General features: G+C 37.6%; 15 protein-coding genes and 1 tRNA gene. 10 read left to right on the top strand and 6 right to left on the bottom strand.

All coding sequences use genetic code 11. The features are described from left to right. Positions 1-37: 37 nt before the first annotated feature. The 5 genes from HME7025_RS04170 (at position 38) to HME7025_RS04150 (ending at position 6875) form a co-directional block, all read left to right on the top strand. Positions 38-1165, top strand: a complete 1128-nt coding sequence (locus HME7025_RS04170) for an aspartate aminotransferase family protein (RefSeq protein WP_109322434.1) — start codon at positions 38-40, stop codon at positions 1163-1165. Positions 1166-1287: 122 nt separating this feature from the next. Then, positions 1288-3405: a peptidylprolyl isomerase gene (locus tag HME7025_RS04165; RefSeq protein WP_109322433.1), complete on the top strand. Its 2118-nt coding sequence runs from the start codon at positions 1288-1290 to the stop codon at positions 3403-3405. A gap of 73 nt (positions 3406-3478) precedes the next feature. Further along, positions 3479-5155 carry a gliding motility-associated ABC transporter substrate-binding protein GldG gene (gene gldG / locus HME7025_RS04160; RefSeq protein ID WP_109322432.1) on the top strand — a complete coding sequence of 559 codons (1677 nt, stop codon included), beginning with the start codon at positions 3479-3481 and terminating at the stop codon, positions 5153-5155. 94 nt (positions 5156-5249) lie between these two features. Next, complete coding sequence (dnaN, locus tag HME7025_RS04155; protein ID WP_109324974.1) at positions 5250-6374, top strand: DNA polymerase III subunit beta; 1125 nt, start codon at positions 5250-5252, stop codon at positions 6372-6374. Positions 6375-6455: 81 nt separating this feature from the next. Beyond that, the gene (locus HME7025_RS04150; protein WP_109322431.1) at positions 6456-6875 is read left to right on the top strand and encodes a thioredoxin family protein; all 420 of its coding nucleotides are present in this window, start codon (positions 6456-6458) and stop codon (positions 6873-6875) included. Positions 6876-7241: 366 nt separating this feature from the next. On the opposite strand, the gene HME7025_RS04145 is transcribed toward HME7025_RS04150, so the two are convergent. Beyond that, complete coding sequence (locus HME7025_RS04145) at positions 7242-8057, bottom strand: TerC family protein (protein WP_109322430.1); 816 nt, start codon at positions 8055-8057, stop codon at positions 7242-7244. A gap of 150 nt (positions 8058-8207) precedes the next feature. On the opposite strand from HME7025_RS04145, the gene HME7025_RS04140 reads away from it, so the two are divergent. Continuing rightward, positions 8208-8282 (top strand) — tRNA-Val (locus HME7025_RS04140). A gap of 123 nt (positions 8283-8405) precedes the next feature. Here the strand turns inward: HME7025_RS04140 and HME7025_RS04135 are convergent. After that, positions 8406-9869: a sulfatase gene (locus HME7025_RS04135; RefSeq protein WP_109322429.1), complete on the bottom strand. Its 1464-nt coding sequence runs from the start codon at positions 9867-9869 to the stop codon at positions 8406-8408. Positions 9870-10056: 187 nt separating this feature from the next. Between HME7025_RS04135 and HME7025_RS04130 the strand changes: the two genes are divergently transcribed. Next, positions 10057-11094 (top strand): endo-1,4-beta-xylanase, encoded by a 1038-nt coding sequence (locus tag HME7025_RS04130; protein WP_109322428.1) that lies wholly within the window; start codon positions 10057-10059, stop codon positions 11092-11094. 200 nt (positions 11095-11294) lie between these two features. After that, positions 11295-12791, top strand: coding sequence for a cryptochrome/photolyase family protein (locus tag HME7025_RS04125; protein ID WP_109322427.1), 1497 nt, complete (start codon positions 11295-11297; stop codon positions 12789-12791). On the opposite strand, the gene HME7025_RS04120 is transcribed toward HME7025_RS04125, so the two are convergent. The 4 genes from HME7025_RS04120 to HME7025_RS04105 all read right to left on the bottom strand — a co-directional run bounded on the left by HME7025_RS04120 (position 12739) and on the right by HME7025_RS04105 (position 14781). Then, a complete protein-coding gene (locus HME7025_RS04120; RefSeq protein WP_109322426.1) occupies positions 12739-13824 on the bottom strand; it encodes an FAD-binding domain-containing protein in 1086 nt (361 codons plus the stop codon). The genes HME7025_RS04125 and HME7025_RS04120 overlap by 53 nt on opposite strands. Next, a complete protein-coding gene (locus HME7025_RS04115; RefSeq protein WP_329958645.1) occupies positions 13821-14114 on the bottom strand; it encodes a TIGR03643 family protein in 294 nt (97 codons plus the stop codon). Before HME7025_RS04115 ends, HME7025_RS04120 begins: the two co-directional genes overlap by 4 nt. Further along, positions 14089-14190, bottom strand: coding sequence for a DUF2256 domain-containing protein (locus HME7025_RS04110; RefSeq protein WP_317046253.1), 102 nt, complete (start codon positions 14188-14190; stop codon positions 14089-14091). Before HME7025_RS04110 ends, HME7025_RS04115 begins: the two co-directional genes overlap by 26 nt. Before the next feature lie 153 nt (positions 14191-14343). Continuing rightward, positions 14344-14781: a nuclear transport factor 2 family protein gene (locus tag HME7025_RS04105; protein ID WP_109322424.1), complete on the bottom strand. Its 438-nt coding sequence runs from the start codon at positions 14779-14781 to the stop codon at positions 14344-14346. Between the two features lie 520 nt (positions 14782-15301). Between HME7025_RS04105 and HME7025_RS04100 the strand changes: the two genes are divergently transcribed. Both HME7025_RS04100 and HME7025_RS04095 read left to right on the top strand, forming a co-directional pair. Next, on the top strand, positions 15302-16579 hold the full coding sequence (locus HME7025_RS04100) for a prolyl oligopeptidase family serine peptidase (protein ID WP_109324972.1): 1278 nt from the start codon (positions 15302-15304) through the stop codon (positions 16577-16579). A gap of 388 nt (positions 16580-16967) precedes the next feature. Continuing rightward, the gene (locus tag HME7025_RS04095) at positions 16968-18368 is read left to right on the top strand and encodes a S8 family peptidase (RefSeq protein WP_109322423.1); all 1401 of its coding nucleotides are present in this window, start codon (positions 16968-16970) and stop codon (positions 18366-18368) included. Positions 18369-18529 lie beyond the last annotated feature (161 nt).

Here is an 18529-nt window from a genome sequence, read left to right as displayed (position 1 = left end):
CCAATCTTACCTAGATTTTCATTCAAAAAACACGCTTATCATGAAATTATTTGACGTATACCCACTTTATCCTATTGAACTTGTCAAAGCACAAGGTGTCACTTTATGGGATAAAAAAGGTCAAGCATACACGGATTTATATGGAGGTCACGCAGTGATTTCCATTGGACACTCACATCCATATTATGTAGCAAAATTGACAGAACAATTACAGAACATTGGTTTTTATTCCAATTCTGTCATCATTCCTGGTCAAGAAAAATTAGCAGAAAAGTTGGGGCAATTATCTGGCTATCCAGATTATCAATTATTCTTAACTAATTCTGGCGCTGAATCCAATGAAAATGCACTGAAATTGGCTTCCTTTCATACAGGACGCAAAAAAGTAGTGGCTTTTAAAAATGCATTCCACGGTCGTACAGCTGGTGCAGTTGCCGTAACGGACAATCCAAACATTGTAGCACCTATCAATGACACTTCACATGTTAGCTTTTTGCCGTTCAATCAAATTGAAGGCTTAGAAGAAGGCATTACGGAAGAAACTGCTGCTGTCATAGTTGAAGGTATTCAAGGTGTAGGGGGTATCCAAGTGGCTGGAACAGACTTTTTGAAAGCATTAAGAAAACGTTGTGATGAAACTGGTGCTCAATTAATATTGGATTCTGTTCAGTGTGGTTATGGCCGTTCTGGTAAATTCTTCTCCCACCAATATGCTGGCATTCAGCCAGATATGATGACCACCGCTAAGGGCATGGGAAATGGTTTTCCTATGGGTGGCGTATTGATTGCCCCACATTTCAAGGCAAGTTACGGACTTTTAGGTACCACATTTGGAGGCAATCACATGGCCTGCGCTGCCGGAAATGCGGTTTTGGATGTCATCAAAGAGGAAAATCTAATTGAAAATGCCGCAAAAATCGGTCAATATTTGATGGATCAATTAAGCTTATTTACTTCAGTAAAAGAAGTAAGAGGAAAAGGATTGATGATTGGCATTGAATTCGAACAAGCTGTAGGACCTATTCGCGATACTTTATTATTTGACCACCATATCTTCTGTGGATACGCTGGAAAGCACACATTGCGTTTATTACCAAGTTTAGCTATTGACCAAAAGGTGGCAGATCAGTTTTTAGAAAGTTTGACCCAAGTCCTGAAAGCTTAAATTTCGGAGGCTCATTCTGATAAAGGTTTGCTTTTTGATTAGAAATGTGATTATTTTGCGTTTCTTTTGTGAACGGCTAAGGCTATAGAAAAAGACATTAAACAACTTATTATACATTATCAATGGCATTAATTACAAAAATTAGAGAGAAATCGGGAATCGCGGCAGCAGCAATCGCCATCAGTTTAATTTTATTTCTCGTCGGTAGTGATATTTTCCAAGGAAGGTCGTCTTTGTTTGGCTCTAATAACCAAGAAGTAGGTGTTATAGCAGGTGAAAGCATTTTATTACCTGAATTTCAAAAGAAGGTTGAAGAAGCTACAGCGAACTATACAGCACAAACAGGTAAAGGTCCTGGTGAGCAAGAAGCTACCATGATCCGTGATCAAGTTTGGAATCAATACATTTTAGATATTGCTTACAAAAAAGAGTTTGATGCCTTAGGATTGAAAGTTTCTTCTGAAGAATTGATTGATATGGTGCAAGGAAATAACATCCACCCATCTGTTCGTCAGCAATTCACGAATCCACAAACTGGTCAATTTGATAAGACTTTTGTGATTCAGTTTTTGAAAAACTTAAAAACAATGCCTGTACAACAGCAACAAGGCTGGGCTAATTTTGAGAAGTCAATTGCTCAAGATCGTATTCGTGCTAAGTATGAAAACTTAATCCGTTTGTCGACTTACGTCAACACAGCAGAAGCTCAAAAAGAATATCAAGCTCAAAATTCTAAGTTTTCTGCCCGTTTCTTATATGTGCCTTTCTTCTCCATTCCTGATTCTAGCATTAAAGTAAGTGATGCGCAATTGGAAGAATATTTGGCAAAACATAAAGATCGTTTTAAAGGAGTTAATTCTCGTTCTATCCAATATGCTACTTTCCCAGTAGTTCCAACAGCTCAGGATACCGTTGAATTTTACAACCAAATCAAGAAATTAGCGAAGGATTTAGCAGTAGCTCCAAACGATTCAGCCTTTGCTATGTTGAATTCGGATGTACGTACTCCTTATTTATTGGCTTACTCAGAAATACCAGAAGTTGTTAAATCTCAATTAGGTACTTTCCAAGTTGGGGGTATTTATGGACCATTTAAAAACGGCTTGACTTATTCCATTTACAAATACGGTGGAGTTAAAAAAGATAGCTTATTCACAGTTCGTGCAAGCCATATCTTAATCGCTCCAGCTAATAAATCTGATTCTGCTAAAGCACAAGCTAAACAAAGAGCAGAAAGCATCTTGACTCAAATCAAAGGTGGTGCGAGCTTTGAAACCTTGGCTCAATTGAACGGTATGGATGGTACTGCTCAAAATGGTGGCGACTTAGGTTATTTCAAGAACAATGGTTCTATGACGAAAGCCTTCGAAAAAGCTATTTTCGGATTTAATGGTGCAGGTTTAATGCCAGGGGTAGTTGAAACTGAATTTGGTTATCACATCGTAAAAATCACGGATGCCAAAACTAATACAGCTTACCGTTTAGCTGCTATCAATAAAACGATTGCTCCTTCACAAGCTACGTTAGATCGTGTTTATACACAAGCGGATGCATTTGCCAATGCCAATGGTACCTTAGGTGCTTTCGAAGCTGCATTGAAAAAGGATAAAAACATCATCATGATGCGTGCCGATCGTTTATTAGAAAATGCAACAAGCATCAACAATTTAACCAATGCTCGTGAAATTGTTCGTTGGGCATTTGATGAAAGCACTTCTATTGGAGACGGTTCTAAAAAAGTATTTGAACAAGATAATCAATACATTGTAGCTTACTTAACTGGTAAAACAGATAAAGACAATGTCAAAGTGGATGATTACCGTGAAGGTATTACCAACTTAGTTCGTGCTGAATTGAAAGGTGAAAAAATCACGGCTAAATTAAGTGCTATCAAAGGAAGCTTAGAGCAAATTGCTCAAAAATATGGTGCTGGTGCCTTAGTTGAAAATGTATCAGATGTCACTTTATCAACTGGTATGTTAAACACGGCTGGTCCTGATGCTGTTGCTTTGGGTAAAATTGCTGGTTTGAAAACTGGTAAGAGAAGCCAAGTATTCACAGGTGATAATGGTGTATTTATTGCAGAAAAAACAGCTGCAGTAGCAGCTCCTGCTTTAGCGGATTACACGACTTACAAATCTCAGATTCAATCCATGGGAATTCAACGTGCTTCTTACTACATCAATGAGGCCATTAAAGACAATGCGAAAATTGTAGATAAACGCTACAAATTCTATTAATCAAAATATCCTTTATCTTTGAAAAGCATTCTGCAAGGAATGCTTTTCTTGTTTGAAACGTATTAGATCCAAAATGAAACTGACAAAAAACGGCTTGTGGGTAATCTTAATAGGTGTGGGTATTTTACTCATCGTGCTAAGCCCGCAGCTGCGTTTACGTTGGGATTTAAGCGAAGAAAAGAAGTTTACTTTGAGTGAATCTTCTACGCAGGTATTGCAGTCTTTGGATGGCCCCATTTCCATTAAAGTGTATTTAGGTGGAAAAAACCTTCCGGGTGGCTTTAGAAGACTTGAAAAAGCTTTATTGGAACTACTTGATGATGTACGAGCACAAAGCCCACAGCGCATTGATATCGAGCAAATAGATGTGTATAAAACCTATCCCAAAGAAAAAGATCGACAAGCACTTATCTTTTATTTGGATTCCTTAGGCATCCCTCCTACTAATGTGGTGAATCAGGAAGATGGACAACAAGTTCAGCAATTAATTTTCCCTGGAATTGTCATTGAGAAGTCGGACCGTCAAGCAGCCATTCTCTTATTGAAAGGCAATAAGCTTACTAGTCCCCAAGAAGTATTGAACCAGTCCATTGAGGGTTTGGAATATGAATTGATGCAAGGGATTAGGCAAGTTCAAGATAATCGAGAACGGAAGAAAATCGGTTTCTTTTTAGATCACAGTAAAGTGCCGGCTATCAAGCAATTGGATTTGATCGCCCAGCTAAAAAAGTCCTATGATTTATATCCTGTTGATTTATCGCAATCCCTCACTTTGGATGGACTTGATGCGATTTGTGTGATACAACCTTCTATCAAATTCTCTATGGAAGATCAATATAAGATAGATCAATTTTTGGTTCAAGGAGGCAAAGGGATTTTCTTCTTGGATGGAGTTCGAATTGATACATTAGAGAAACAGGGCTTGATCGTGACTCCTCAAGATCTAGGATTACAGAATTTATTATTTCAATATGGAGTTCGCTTAAATTCCAATTTGGTAAAAGATGCCCAAATGAGTGGAGCGATACCTTTGGCAGTAGGCAATTTTGGTAATCAGGCCAATTTAGAATTAATGCCATGGCCTGCATTCCCTTTATTGAATGGAAACCCTAATTCAGTCATTACGAAAAACTTAGATGCCATCTATGGGCATTTTGTTTCTAGTTTAGATACGATTCAAAGCGGTCAAAATCTAAAAAGAACTGCTTTATTGAAAACAAGTCCTTATACGCAAGTTCAAAAGACACCTGCCACCCTACCCTTTTCGGCTTCAGGCAAAGAATTTGACCCAGCTAAATACCAAGGTGGATCACAGGTTATTGCGTATATGTTGGAAGGTAAATTCCAATCAGCATTTACCAATCGAATTTTACCAACAGAAAAATTAGCTAAACCGTTTCAGGCTAAAACAGACCAGCCTGGGACTTTAATCGTGGTGGCAGATGGCGACATTCCTTTGAATGGAATTGACCCCAGCACGAAAGCTCCATTGCCTTTGGGATTTGATACTTTTGCGAAACATACCTTTGCCAATAAAGACTTTATTTTGAATGCTTTTCATTACTTATTGGATGATCAGCAAGCCTTATTGGCCAGAAATAAAAATGTTCGTTTACGACCATTGGATAAAGTGAAGGTGAAGGAAGAAAAAAGCTTTTGGCAAGGTATAAATTTGGCTATTCCAATCTCATTTGCGGGAATTGTCAGTCTTTTAGTCATACTGTACCGAAAGAAAAAATACAATGCTTGAAACCTTTGGTAGAATACCTAAATTATTTTAACTTCAAGGTTTGAATGCACCTGCAGGTGTCTTTATCACAAATACTCTTAAAACCATCAAATACATGAAATTTCTTGTAGCTTCTAGTGTTCTTCTCAAACAAATCTCAGCCATTAATGGTGTTGTTGCGAGCAATCCAATCATTCCTATTTTAGAGAATATTTTAGTGGAATTGGAGGGCAACCAATTGACCTTAACAGCTTCAGATTTACAGACGGTGATGACCACAACTTTGGATGTAGAAGGTGCAGAAAATGGATCTATTGCTCTTCCAGCTCGATTATTGTTAGAAACACTTCGTAGTTTACCTGAGCAACCAGTGACTATTTCAGCTGATCAAGGAACTTTTGGTGCTGAAATTTCAACACAGAATGGTCGCTTTAAATTGAGCGGAGAAAATCCAATCGACTTTCCTCGTATTCCAGAAGTTGCTAAAAACCAATCCATTAGCCTTTCCTCATCAGTTTTAGGCGAAGCCATTGCGAATACCTTATTAGCGGTTTCAAATGATGATATGCGTCCTGCTATGACAGGTGTTTTGATTCAAATGATGGGTGATCATACAAATTTTGTGGCAACAGATGGGCACCGTTTGGTACGTTACCGTAGAACAGACATCCGTCCAGAGGCACAAAGCAGCTTGATTTTACCGAAAAAAGCCTTGTCTTTGTTAAAATCTACCCTACCGATGGACGATACTACGGTGAAAGTAGAGTTTAGCCAATCGAATGCTTTCTTTACCTTCCAAAGCTTTTCTTTGATTTGTCGCATTATCGACGAGCGTTTTCCTGAGTATGAAAATGCAATTCCTAAGGAGAACAATGAGATTTTGACGATCAACAGAATGGAGTTTTTGAGTTCGGTGAAACGTATCTCCATTTATTCCAATAAGACGACTCACCAGATTCGTTTGAAACTTAATGCCAATAAATTAACGCTTTCAGCGGAAGATTTAGATTATTCGAATGAAGCCAATGAAGTATTAGCTTGTGAGTATGCAGGAAAAGATATGGAGATTGGATTTAATGCCAAATTGATTTCGGAGTTATTGGGCAATTTAAGTGCCAAATATGTGGACATTAAATTAAGCGAACCGAATAAGGCAGGTTTAATTATTCCTTCTGATCAAGATGAAAACGAAGATGTGTTGTTATTGGTGATGCCGGTGATGCTAAACTCGTATAACTAATTTATACGTGTTTAGGGATTAGTGATTAGATAATTTAAACAATACTATTTCGTTTAGAAATCAACATTTTAATCAAAAACAATGAAATCTATATTTTTAACAGGTCTATTATTTATTTCGCTCACTTCTTTTGCCAAAACGGGAGAAGGAGATGGAATTGAGTTTTTTCATGGTTCCTTCAAGCAAGCATTAGCGAAGGCTAAGAAAGAGAATAAATTAATCTTTTTTGATGCGTATACTTCTTGGTGTGGCCCTTGCAAGGTGTTGAAAACCAAAGTATTTCCAGATAAGGAGTTAGGCGAATACATGAATGCCAAATTCATTTCCATTGGTGTGGATATGGAGGCGGGTGAAGGCCCACAATTGGCGAATATGTATCCTGTGGAAGGCTATCCTACTTTGATGTTTATGGATGCTTCTGGTAAAGTTAAAAAGAAGGTATTAGGATTACCTAGAGGTGGTGCGAAGGAGTTATTGACTGTGGCTAAAACGGTTAAATAATAATGAAGAATGTAGAATGAAGAATTAGATGTAAATTCTATTGGCAGATTCTCTGACAAAATTTATTCTTAACAAACAAAAAGCGTCACCCGCCCCAACATTCTTCATTCTACATTCTTCATTCTTCATTCTACATTCCACGAAATACGGAATTCCCCTTTAATTTATTAGGGTCTAGTTATTAGAATGAAAGGCTTCTACCATTTATAATTCATTATTTACAATTTCTTTCTTGCCGCTTCGCTGAAGCTACGTTTCCATCTTTCGTAAGGATTAACCATATTAGTTGTTAGTTATTAGGGTTTAGTTATTAGAATGAAAGGCTTCCACCACATTTATAATTTATAATTTACCATTTACAATTAATTAAATGATCCCCTTCTCCCCCGCCTCATTTTTCACATCACGAATCTCTACGGCTTTGGTGGATTTCTTCCGCATTTTGATGTTGATGAATTCTACAAATAAGGAGAATGCAATGGCAAAATATAAATAGCCTTTCGGGATTTGACCGATGCTATTTCCCAAAATAACGAATTCCGAGTCGTGACTAGCCTCGGCAATGAGCATAAAACCTATCATAATGAGGAATGAAAGGCCTAAGACCTGTAAGGAAGGGTGTTGGTTCACGAAACGACCGACAGGGCCTGAGAAGCCCATCATGATGAAGATGGAAATAATCACTGCAGTAATCATAATGACAATTTCATTGGTTAAACCAATGGCGGTTAATACCGAGTCGATAGAAAAGACCAAATCAATCAGTGCGATTTGAGTGACAACTTGGGCAAACTTAGCTTTCACACTTTTAGGTTTCCCATCGGCATGATGTTCTTCCCCTTCCAGTTTTTGGAATATTTCATTGGTGGCTTTATATAAAAGAAAGAGCCCACCTACGAACAGAATGAGGGCTTGACCTGTTGGTGCAACAGAAAGCCAATCAGAACTAAAGTGCCAAAAAGGTTTTTGTAGTGAGATTAAATAGGAAAGACCGAGTAACAGCATGACGCGGAAACCCATGGCAAGGATAAGTCCGAGGTTACGTGCTTTGGCCTGCTGGTCTTCCGGTAATTTGTGAGCGGTTAAAGAGATAAAGATGATATTGTCTATGCCTAATACCACTTCTAAAAAAGTCAAGGTTAATAAGCTAAGTAGTCCGTTGATTGAAAAAAGGTGATCCATGTTAAAATTTTTATGAATGCAAAGATGCTGGCTTTCTGCGAGATAGCCAACAATTAATAAAAGAGCTGAAAAATTTCTACATTTTTTTCTAGACTGTACTTGCAAAAAGCCAAAAAAAGATGGATATTTGCAGACCAATTCAACGGAAAGGGTCTTATAGCTCAGCTGGTTCAGAGCACCTGCCTTACAAGCAGGGGGTCCTAGGTTCGAATCCTAGTGGGACCACACCCTTCAAAAACCTCATCGAAAGATGGGGTTTTTGTGTTTTAGGGAGATTCGCAGAAATAGTTCAACAGAATAAATATTGCTATCGAATATATTGGTATAACACTATTTAGTAAACTCCCATCAATGTATCTCCACCACCTTCCCTGTTTTCTTATCAACTGGCATAGGTGCATGATGTTTCATCATGTAAGATTTTAATAATTGAGTGAGCTGAAGGCATTGTTCAGGTAACTTGCTTGCTAAATCGAACTGTTCCGCCATATCTTGTGAAAGATTATATAGTTCCTTTTGGCCCGTGCGTAAATCATAAACTAATTTATAATCCCCTCGGCGAATTGCCGATTTATAATTGATACCAGGGCCGTCTTGCTCTATCCATTTGTTGGGATAATGCCAAACTAAAATCCTGTTTTCATTCTTTAAACTTGGGTTTTTCAAATAAGGAACCATGCTTTGACCATCCAAAGTTTGTAAAGTCTTCACTCGCGACAATTTAGCCATTTCAAGTATCGTTGGAAATAAATCTTCTGCCATCACGTATTGATTAGCTACTTGATTTACCTTGGCCACTCCTGGCCATTTGACCATCACAGGAATCCGAATTCCTCCTTCATAAACAGAGCCCTTCCCTGCCCTCAAGGGCAAGTTCTGTACATGCGCTTTCTTCCCTCTAGCTGGCGCTAAACTCAAACCTCCATTATCACTCATGAATAGAATAATCGTGTTCCCGGCTACTTTCTTTTCATCTAAGTAATTCATGATATCCCCCAAACTTTTATCAACCCCTTCTACCAAACTCGCATATTTTGCTTCTGCAGAATCCAAGCCGGCAGCTAAATACTTTTGGAAGAAACGGTCGTCCGACTGAATAGGAGTATGCACCCCATAATGGGCTAAATTTAAATAAAATGGCTGCTTGTTTTGTATTGGAGTATCTAAGGTCTTTAATGCTTCCAAAGTTAAAGCCTCGGTTAAAAATACAGAAGACCCATGGTACTCTTCCAAATCAGGTACAGCTTGAAGACTAACTTTACCAGGCAAATTGCCATAATTGTCTTTCCCATAATAACTCTGTGGATGTCCAGCCGCATGACCAGAAATATTGACTTGAAAGCCTACATTATAAGGGTTTGCTTGTGGAGTGCCCGCTACCCCCCAATGAGCTTTACCATCATGAATAGTTAAATAACCCGCTTGCTTCAGCAATTGAGGATAAGAAGTATACTCATTGGGACTCAAACCGTTGATTTTCCATGGACTCGGACTAAATTGTTGATCGTCTGCATCACTATTTTTATCCTTTACGGGTGATGTCCAATTGGTCACTCCGTGATGTGCAGCATTCATGCCTGATAAAAAACTAGTTCGAGTAGGAGTGCACACAGGTGTAGCATAAGCTTGGGAAAATTTCACTCCTTGCTTCGCCAATTTGGCCATATTAGGTGTATGATAATTAGGATTAAATGCATCTGTCCAACCCATATCATCGACAATAAAAGTGATGATATTGGGCTTGGATGTATTTTGGGCTATTAGGTTAAAAGCCACTAATACAAACCATAGTATGGGGACTATTTTTTTCATCAAGAATAGGTCTAAGCGAAAATAATTTAGCCATAATATCTGAAAGATCAGACATTTATGTTTCAATTATCATCAACTTGGATTGGTCATAGATTCGACAGATCAAATTTGAACTACCATAATGAATCATGATAAGTGATAGATTAATTATCTTTGAAATGATTACCTTGTGCAAAACCTTTTGACCATGAAAAGAATACTCCTTCTGCTTTTACTAGGCTTCACTCCTTTTCTCCAAGCACAAAATTCAGGTTCTGCGACATATTTAAAACAAATACTCTCATACCCATTGGGAGCTTCGGTGAATCCTCGATTATTGGAAGAAAACGCAAGTTATCGTGCATTAGCTTCTAGTGAATTTACGAGTTTAACAGCTGAGAATCACATGAAAATGGCTCTCATTCACCCAGAGGCAAATCGATTTGATTTCTCTAAAGGTGATGAGATTCTTGCATTTGCTAAAAATAATAAAAGTCGTGTTCATGGACATACCTTAGTTTGGCATAATCAAACAGCCACATGGATGAAAGAATTCCAAGGAGATCAGCAGGCTTGGGAAAACCTGTTAAAAAACCATATTCAAACGATTGTCAAACATTATCAAGGTCAAATAGCAGGTTGGGATGTTGTGAATGAAGCTTTTTTGGACGATGGGAGTTTGCGACCAAGCCTTTGGGCAAATCATATACCCGATTACCTAGCCAAAAGTTTTATTTGGGCACATGAGGCTGACCCGAAGGCTTTACTTTTTTATAATGATTACGGGCAAGATGGAAAACCTAAAAAGATGGAGGCCATATTGAATATGGTTCAAGATTTCAAAAAACGCCAAATCCCCATTCATGGCTTAGGATTGCAAATGCATATTTCCATCCAATCTAAAAACGAAGAAATCAAAAAAGTGATAGAACAGTCAACAGCTACCGGCTTAAGCATCCATTTATCAGAAGTAGATGTGGCTGTAAATCCGAAAAACAATCCAGATTTTGTGCTTGATAGCATTGTCCAGAAAGCCCAATCTGATAAATTTCAGTTATTGTTTACTTCTTTTGCCAACATTCCTGCATCTCAACAATACGGCATTACATTTTGGAATGTAGGAGATAAGGATTCTTGGTTAAGAGGCTATTTCAAAAGACCCAAGGAATATCCCTTGCTTTTTGACGAAGCTTATCAAAGAAAAGGTGCTTATGGGGAATTAATTGAAGAAATAAAAAGAAAATAATATTTCAACCCTTTAAAATAAAGGGCACCAAATTGAGGAATATTTACAGCAATAGATATAGAAATCTACTAGAGACAAGATGAACATCTCGGTCTTGGTATAGAATAACTGCTCAGGTTAAGTTTCAAGATTCTCCAATAGCTTTCAAAACATCTTCTTAATTTCAATAGTTCACATAGCTGGCCATCGAATACCCTGCTATGAAAGCTTTTCTAATTTTCCCCCATCAGTTATTTGAAGAAGCATTGGTATTGCCTCGTGATCAAACATTTTATTTGATTGAATCCGATCTATTTTTCAAACAATATAATTTTCACCAACAGAAGCTCCTATTTCACCGTGCTAGCCTGCGCTATTTTGCTGATTTATTAACGCAACATGGATTTCAGGTTGTATATATCGAAGCGAACGATTCTAAATCAGACATTATTGAGCTTCTCTCATCTTTACAAAATGATGGATTAACTGAGTTGAGCTATTTTGACACCCATGATTATTTGCTGGAAAGAAGGATACATCGTATTTGTCGAGTACCCAAAAACAGAATACCTAGTCCCAATTTTTTGAATCAGGATGCTCAAGTTTTGGGGAATAAAAAAACCTATTTCCAAACGCCATTTTATATCCAACAAAGAAAAAATCTTCAAATACTAATAGATGAGCAACAAAATCCCTTGGGTGGCCAATGGTCTTTTGATGCCGAAAACAGAAAAAAAATACCCAAAAACACTTTTATCCCACAGCCTTTTCCTCTCCTTTCAAGCAATCCATATATTCAAGAGGCTATTCAATATATTCAAACACATTTTTCTACCAATCAAGGAACAATAGAGAAACCATTTCTGAATGCTTACTATCCATGTACGCATGCGGAAGCTCAAAATGCGTTGGAACTTTTTATTCAAGAACGACTCTCCCTGTTCGGAATTTATGAAGATGCCATATTGGCTCAAGAATCTACCTTATTTCACAGCGTACTAAGCCCACTAATTAATGTCGGGCTTTTGAACCCTGCCAAGATTATATGTCAAATCGCTCAGGCTCAAGCACCATTGAATAGTTTGGAAGGGTTTATCCGACAAATCATTGGTTGGCGAGAATTTGTTCAATTGCTGTATCAAAAAATAGGTACGCAACAAAGAACTTCCAATTATTGGCATTTTACGCATGAAATGCCAGAAGCATTTTACTCAGCCTCTACAGGCATAGAACCTGTGGATACGACCATTCGAAAGCTTTTGAAAACAGGTTATAACCACCATATTGAACGATTGATGGTACTAGGCAATTTCATGTTACTCTGTGAAATTAAACCAGATGCTGTATATCAGTGGTTTATGGAAATGTACATAGATGCCTACGATTGGGTCATGGTACCCAATGTCTATGGCATGTCGCAATTTAGCGATGGCGGCATGATGACCACAAAGCCCTATATATGTGGATCCAACTACATTTTAAAAATGAGTGATTATAAAAAAGGTCCATGGCAAGCTATTTGGGATGGACTATTTTGGCGTTTTTTAGATAAACAAAGAGCAACTTTCTCCAAGAATCCTAGATGGGCGATGCTCATTAGTACTTGGGACAAAATGCCTCTCGAAAAGAAAGAGTCGCATTTACAACAGGCAGAAAGCTATCTATTTACTCTTTTTCCAGAAGCTTCTTCAGAGGATTCCAATAAGAAAAAAAACTAGGGAAATCTCCCATCAAATCTGGTGCTAGAAAAGGATAAGCTTCCCTTTGCCCTCGAAAATGAGCATTGATAGGATGGTCTCTAAATATTCCCTCGATACCCAAATCTGCATATTCTCCATAATAAACCTGTAAGTTGGGAATCTGGGCAGCCAAATCCATGATAAATTGTATCGAATTGGGTGACATAGGAAAACGCCTGAAATGAGAAGGCTCCATGACCAAAATCCGATTCCCCTCCTCCCCCGTATGAAAATTGGGATTAAGGGTATAATGGGTATACACGAATGTAGGAAGTGCTGTATTGATATGCGGAATTTGAAAGGGAATATGAGGCATTTGGGGTTTAAAATCTACCCCGTTTTTCAATATGTCAGGCACAGGTAATTGTGGTAAATCTTCGTAACTACAATCAATCACCGTATTTCTTTGTTCACTGCGGGTGAAATGATTGACATTTTCTTGATTGGCATAATAGGGCTTGTTGCTAAAAGTAGCTGCGCACCATTGCCAACTAAGCGCATTACTCGCTAAATCACCATCCAGTAAATGATAGTACATCCAAGTAGCTGGGGCAGACCAATGATAATGTGCCACATTGCAAGTCAACGACGCTATATACATCCGAATGTGGTTATGCAAATAACCCGATTGAGCGAAATATGCCAGTTCTGAATCTACGGCTTGTATCCCCGTTTGAGCTTGAACCAATGCCGCAGGAATTCCGTGGTGTAACACCCCCTCCTGTGGATGTCGGATATCTTGAAAAATACCATCCCCCAATCGAAACCAGGTTTTCGTATAATACTCTCGCCATGCCAATTCTTGAATGAATTTCTCCAATTCAGAAAAGCTAAATCCCCGAATTTTCAATCGCCGATATATTTCAGTTATAGTGATAAATCCACGAGACAAATAAGGCGAAAGGTAAGAAACTCCACCATCAATGAAATTTCTTGTACGCGCATAGTGAATAGGATCAAATGTGTCAATTCGATGATGTACTGCAGCTAAACTCCTGGGGAAATCAATCAACGTTTACTGATTTTATTGAGGCTAATACTTCTTTGTAGGCTACATTTAAATCGAGGATCTACACTTACTCTTTTTTGTACATGCTTGGTGATGCGACCCGACATCCTTTTACGCCACATCTGAAAACTTGACCTCTGGCTATGTAGTCGCATGAATTCAATGACATCCTTTTCTTTCAATCCAAACTGAAATTCAATGGCTTCAAATGGGGTACGATCTTCCCAGGCCATCTGAATGATTCTGTCAGTATCTTCTTCTGTTAACTTATTTATTTCTTCTACACTTTTCACTGCAATACACGATTTTATCCCAATCTCGCTCCCATTTTTTGCGCCAGGAAAATGGCCTGAAGCATATGGGGCACATTTTAACCGGTAAATGTTGCTTTTTAACTCCTTGCATATACTAGGATTAATTCATTGAGACATTCATTAAATGAATCAATGTTCAAACTAGATCAAGGATAAAAGGTTTGAATTTTCAACAAATTATTCTTTTAACATGCGACAAAGTCAACATTTACTTTGGCATTGGCGTAGAATGCATCAAACGAATTTTCCATCTACCTGATTGTCGGACTAAAACTACACTTTCCAACCAACGCACATTTCTGATTTGATCACCCCGATGAATCTCCGCTTGGTTCCAATACGTAACCCAAGCCACATCTCCCTTTTGCTCGCTCGTTAAAAAAGTAAAACTATTTTTCCGCTCATAGGCAATAGTGGGATTAGGCTTTACTTTATTGACTAAAGTATCAATGTTCCAAATCATCCCAGCTTCTAAGAGTATAAAATCAGGAGTGGTATTCTGTCGAAATAAAGCAGTATTCAATTGAGAAAAACCATCAAAAAATCGAATGATAGGCTGATGTAAGCTATCCAATGGAGTTTGAGCATGCAAATCGGACAATCCCAACAGTATAAATAGTAAACTTAAGTAAAAGCCATTTCTCATAAATGATGTATTCTAATCTTTTCTAGCTGCATTCCTTAAATAGAAATGTTGTGTAATTTATTGAAAACCCTTTCTATAATCGACGGAGTTTAAAAGTAATTAGCATTTAATTCTTACTGACATCTATTCCAATGTTAATTTCCATCAAAAAAGAATTCATGAGTTTTAATTAAGTCTGCCCTACGAATTTGCACCAAGCTTGCAGTCGCTTTCAAAAAAAACCTAGGGTGGCTGCCGTATTATTTTGAGCATTTGAATATTGGGGACAAAAAATAATGGCAGTAATCAAAATTAAAATGGCTTTTTTCATCTGATTAAATTTTTGAAATCAAATGTTCTTTTAAATATTGGTTTTCCCAACAAGTAAGGAATATATTAAGTCGTCATAACGAATTGAAAACCTGACCATTACGAAACACCTTCCAGTTCTAAATGAAAGATCTTTGCTTTCTATTTTATTGAATTTACCTGAATGAAATCTCCAATTTTTAACTACATTGAAAAAAAAATACCTCACACCATGAAAAAAACAGCTTACCTCATTACGCTTTTAATAGCATTATTCTCTTTTGTGGCTTTGGCCAAACCTACTGGATCATATAAACTCGTTGTAGAGGGCTTTGACTGGGGTGCAGGTGTCAACAAAGTCATACTTTCTTTATCCGATACTACATCAATCGTCAATGGAATGGAATATTCCGTTTTTGCATCAAGGAAATCGACTGCTGGTGCCATAGCTGATGATCAATCATCTGGTAAAAGAGATGTCATAGGAGCCTACGTCTCTGATGAAAATGGCAATCGAGTGAAAACAGGTAAAAATATCACGTTGGTCTTGATGGTAGGCCCTCAATTGCCCATCAGTTCTCCCATTCAATATTTTCGTAGCAAAGGAAATGTCTGGGTAGATTACCAATTGACGATTGTTCATGCGAAATCACAACAAGTATGGGATACAAATACTGGAAAAATAATGCCATTGATTGATCAATTTGATTTGACAGGAAAATACAAATTCAATGATCAACTGACCATGTCTTATGCCAGCTTTAGTCCGAAAATTAAAAAAGATAAAGCTCCATTGATCATTTGGTTACACGGAGGTGGAGAAGGAGGATTTGACCCCACTATTCCATTATTAGGGAATAAAGCTGCGAATTATGCTGCTGAACCGATTCAATCCATTTTTGAAGGAGCTTATGTTTTATCTCCACAGTGTCCTGGTGCTTGGATGCATAATGCGCAAAAAATAAGCACACATGGAAAAGAAAATGATGTCTATAATGAAGGTTTAATGGCCTTGATTAAAGATTACGTTAAATCCAATCCCAATATTGACCCAACTAGAATTTATGTAGGAGGCTGCTCTAATGGAGGATATATGGCCTTAAAGTTGATATTACTTTACCCTGACTATTTTGCTGCAGGTTATATCAGTGCTCTAGCTTACCGCTCAGAATATATTTCAGATACGGACATTCAAAAAATCAAACAGGTTCCCATTTGGTTTGTTCATTCCAAAGATGATGCAACCACCATCCCAGATTTAACAGTAGTACCTGTTTATAAAAGGTTACAGGCCGCAGGTGCTAAAAATGTACACTTTACCTACTATGACCATGTGAATGACATTACCAATTTCTACGGAGGAAAAGGGTTTCAATACAATGGTCATTGGTCATGGGTGTATTTACATGAGAACTTACCGAAAACTGATTTTGATAGCTCCTTAGTAAAAGTAAATGGAAAGCCTGTAAGTATTATGGAATGGATGGCTACTCAGAAAAAAGGTAAATAAACAGTACAATTATATAATCAAAATTAAAGCCTCTTATGTCCGACATGAGAGGCTTTAATTTTGAAAAACACCATGAATCATTTTAAGTATTCATTTCTTACATGTTCTAAATTTAAAAACGAAATCAAGAAAAAATAGCTTAGATAATTAGTTATGAATCTAAATTAAAATTAAGAACATGCTTGCTGACCCCTTAATCTTTGAATTAATTTTATGATAAATGTCAATTTTAACCCCATTTCAATTAAAAAATTGTAAAAAAATAAGATAAAATAGATTTGTATTTCAAATAAATCCAAATGTATTATTACATTTACCACGTGTTCGAATTTTATTAAGATGTGTTCTAGATTAAAGATGAAACTTTCTAACCTTAAAAAATCGAATAATGAAATTGAAAATTGCAATCTTTCTTTTGGCAGCAGTTACCTTTTCTTGCCAGATGCAATTGGATGAATTAGCCCTTTCTCCTAATGGAAACAATGGCAATTCATCTGCTCCAGGCCTAAGTCAAAATTCCAATTCTGGAGGTATTATCTCAAACGAAGTATTAATCAAATTCAAAAGCGGGATTCCTGAATCTGGGAAATTAACTGCATTAAAAGCCATTTCTGGAACCATACAAGAACAAATCATCACTCAAGAAATGAAGGATGAGGGAGATGAAGGTTTCTACGTGGTAAAAACCAATATTAATGCCATTGAAGCCATCAACCGAGCTTCTGGAAATTCATTAATTGAAATTGTAGAACCCAATCAACTATATACACACCAACAAACTACCACGACTCCAGACGACTATTTCTACGGTACAGGTCAATTATGGGGCTTAAATGGCACCTATGGTAGCAATGCCAATGTAGCTTGGGCAAATAATAATACGGGACGTTCAACAGTTTATGTAGGTATTGTGGACGAAGGGGTCATGTATAATCACCCTGATTTGGTCAATAATATTTGGACCAACCCTAATGAAATCGTTGATGGAATAGATAATGACAGAAACGGATACATTGATGATGTACGTGGTTGGGATTTTGCCAACAATGACGCTTCGGTTTACGATGGCCTTTCAACAAACAATGTTGATGCCCATGGTACTCACGTCTCTGGGACCATTGGTGGTTTAGGCAATAATTCAATTGGAGTGGTGGGAATGAATTGGAATGTCAAAATTATCCCAACCAAGTTTTTAGGTATTGGCGGAGGTTCTACTTCTAATGCGATTAAAGCCATTGATTATTTAACTAATTTAAAGAAGAACAAAAAAATCAATATTGTAGCTTCCAATAATTCATGGGGTGGCGGAAGTTATTCTAAATTATTATTAGCTGCCATTCAGCGTGCAGATAAAGCTGGTATACTTTTCATTGCTGCGGCAGGAAACGCTGGAAGTAATATCGATGCAAGTCCTAACTATCCAGCTAGTTATATAAGCCAGAATGTCATTGCTGTTTCTGCCATCGACGTGAATGGATTATTAACATCTTGGTCTAACTATGGCGTAAAAACCGTGGCTTTAGGCGCACCTGGTGATAACATCATTTCCACTGTTCCTGGACCTAATGGAGTAGGTTATGCTGCCTACAGCGGAACATCCATGGCAACACCGCACGTGACTGCGGCTGTGGCACTTTATGCTGCTAAAAATTACCCAACGAGCACTAATCAAGCGGCATCTCAAGTAATCAAAAAAGCCATTATTAATAACACCATAGCAACGCCATCACTAAGTGGTAAAACCAGTACAGGTGGACGATTAAATGTAGGAGTTGTAGGTTTCTACTAATGATACATTGCTAAAAATATTTTCCGTGTTTTACCGGCCTCTCTTTCACAGGAGAGGCTTTTTATTTTTATAGGCATGGGATCAATTCAGAACTTGAAAAATATTCTCTGGAAAAATGACCACTGGTTTGGTAAGTAAAATGACCCTGTTTAAATTACAAG

This window comes from Aquirufa nivalisilvae, from assembly GCF_003143535.1.
In the GTDB taxonomy this organism is placed as follows: Bacteria; Bacteroidota; Bacteroidia; order Cytophagales; family Spirosomataceae; genus Aquirufa; species Aquirufa nivalisilvae.
Note: the sequence above shows the minus strand (reverse complement) of the source record. Positions and strands in the feature narration are given on the sequence as shown.

Coding starts and splice junctions, on each gene's coding strand:
- HME7025_RS04165 (WP_109322433.1), top strand. CDS start 1,288: ATGGCATTAATTACAAAAATTAGAGAGAAATCGGGAATCGCGGCAGCA.
- gldG (WP_109322432.1), top strand. CDS start 3,479: ATGAAACTGACAAAAAACGGCTTGTGGGTAATCTTAATAGGTGTGGGT.
- dnaN (WP_109324974.1), top strand. CDS start 5,250: ATGAAATTTCTTGTAGCTTCTAGTGTTCTTCTCAAACAAATCTCAGCC.
- HME7025_RS04150 (WP_109322431.1), top strand. CDS start 6,456: ATGAAATCTATATTTTTAACAGGTCTATTATTTATTTCGCTCACTTCT.
- HME7025_RS04145 (WP_109322430.1), bottom strand. CDS start 8,057: ATGGATCACCTTTTTTCAATCAACGGACTACTTAGCTTATTAACCTTG.
- HME7025_RS04135 (WP_109322429.1), bottom strand. CDS start 9,869: ATGAAAAAAATAGTCCCCATACTATGGTTTGTATTAGTGGCTTTTAAC.
- HME7025_RS04130 (WP_109322428.1), top strand. CDS start 10,057: ATGAAAAGAATACTCCTTCTGCTTTTACTAGGCTTCACTCCTTTTCTC.
- HME7025_RS04125 (WP_109322427.1), top strand. CDS start 11,295: ATGAAAGCTTTTCTAATTTTCCCCCATCAGTTATTTGAAGAAGCATTG.
- HME7025_RS04110 (WP_317046253.1), bottom strand. CDS start 14,190: ATGTGCCCCATATGCTTCAGGCCATTTTCCTGGCGCAAAAAATGGGAG.
- HME7025_RS04105 (WP_109322424.1), bottom strand. CDS start 14,781: ATGAGAAATGGCTTTTACTTAAGTTTACTATTTATACTGTTGGGATTG.
- HME7025_RS04100 (WP_109324972.1), top strand. CDS start 15,302: ATGAAAAAAACAGCTTACCTCATTACGCTTTTAATAGCATTATTCTCT.
- HME7025_RS04095 (WP_109322423.1), top strand. CDS start 16,968: ATGAAATTGAAAATTGCAATCTTTCTTTTGGCAGCAGTTACCTTTTCT.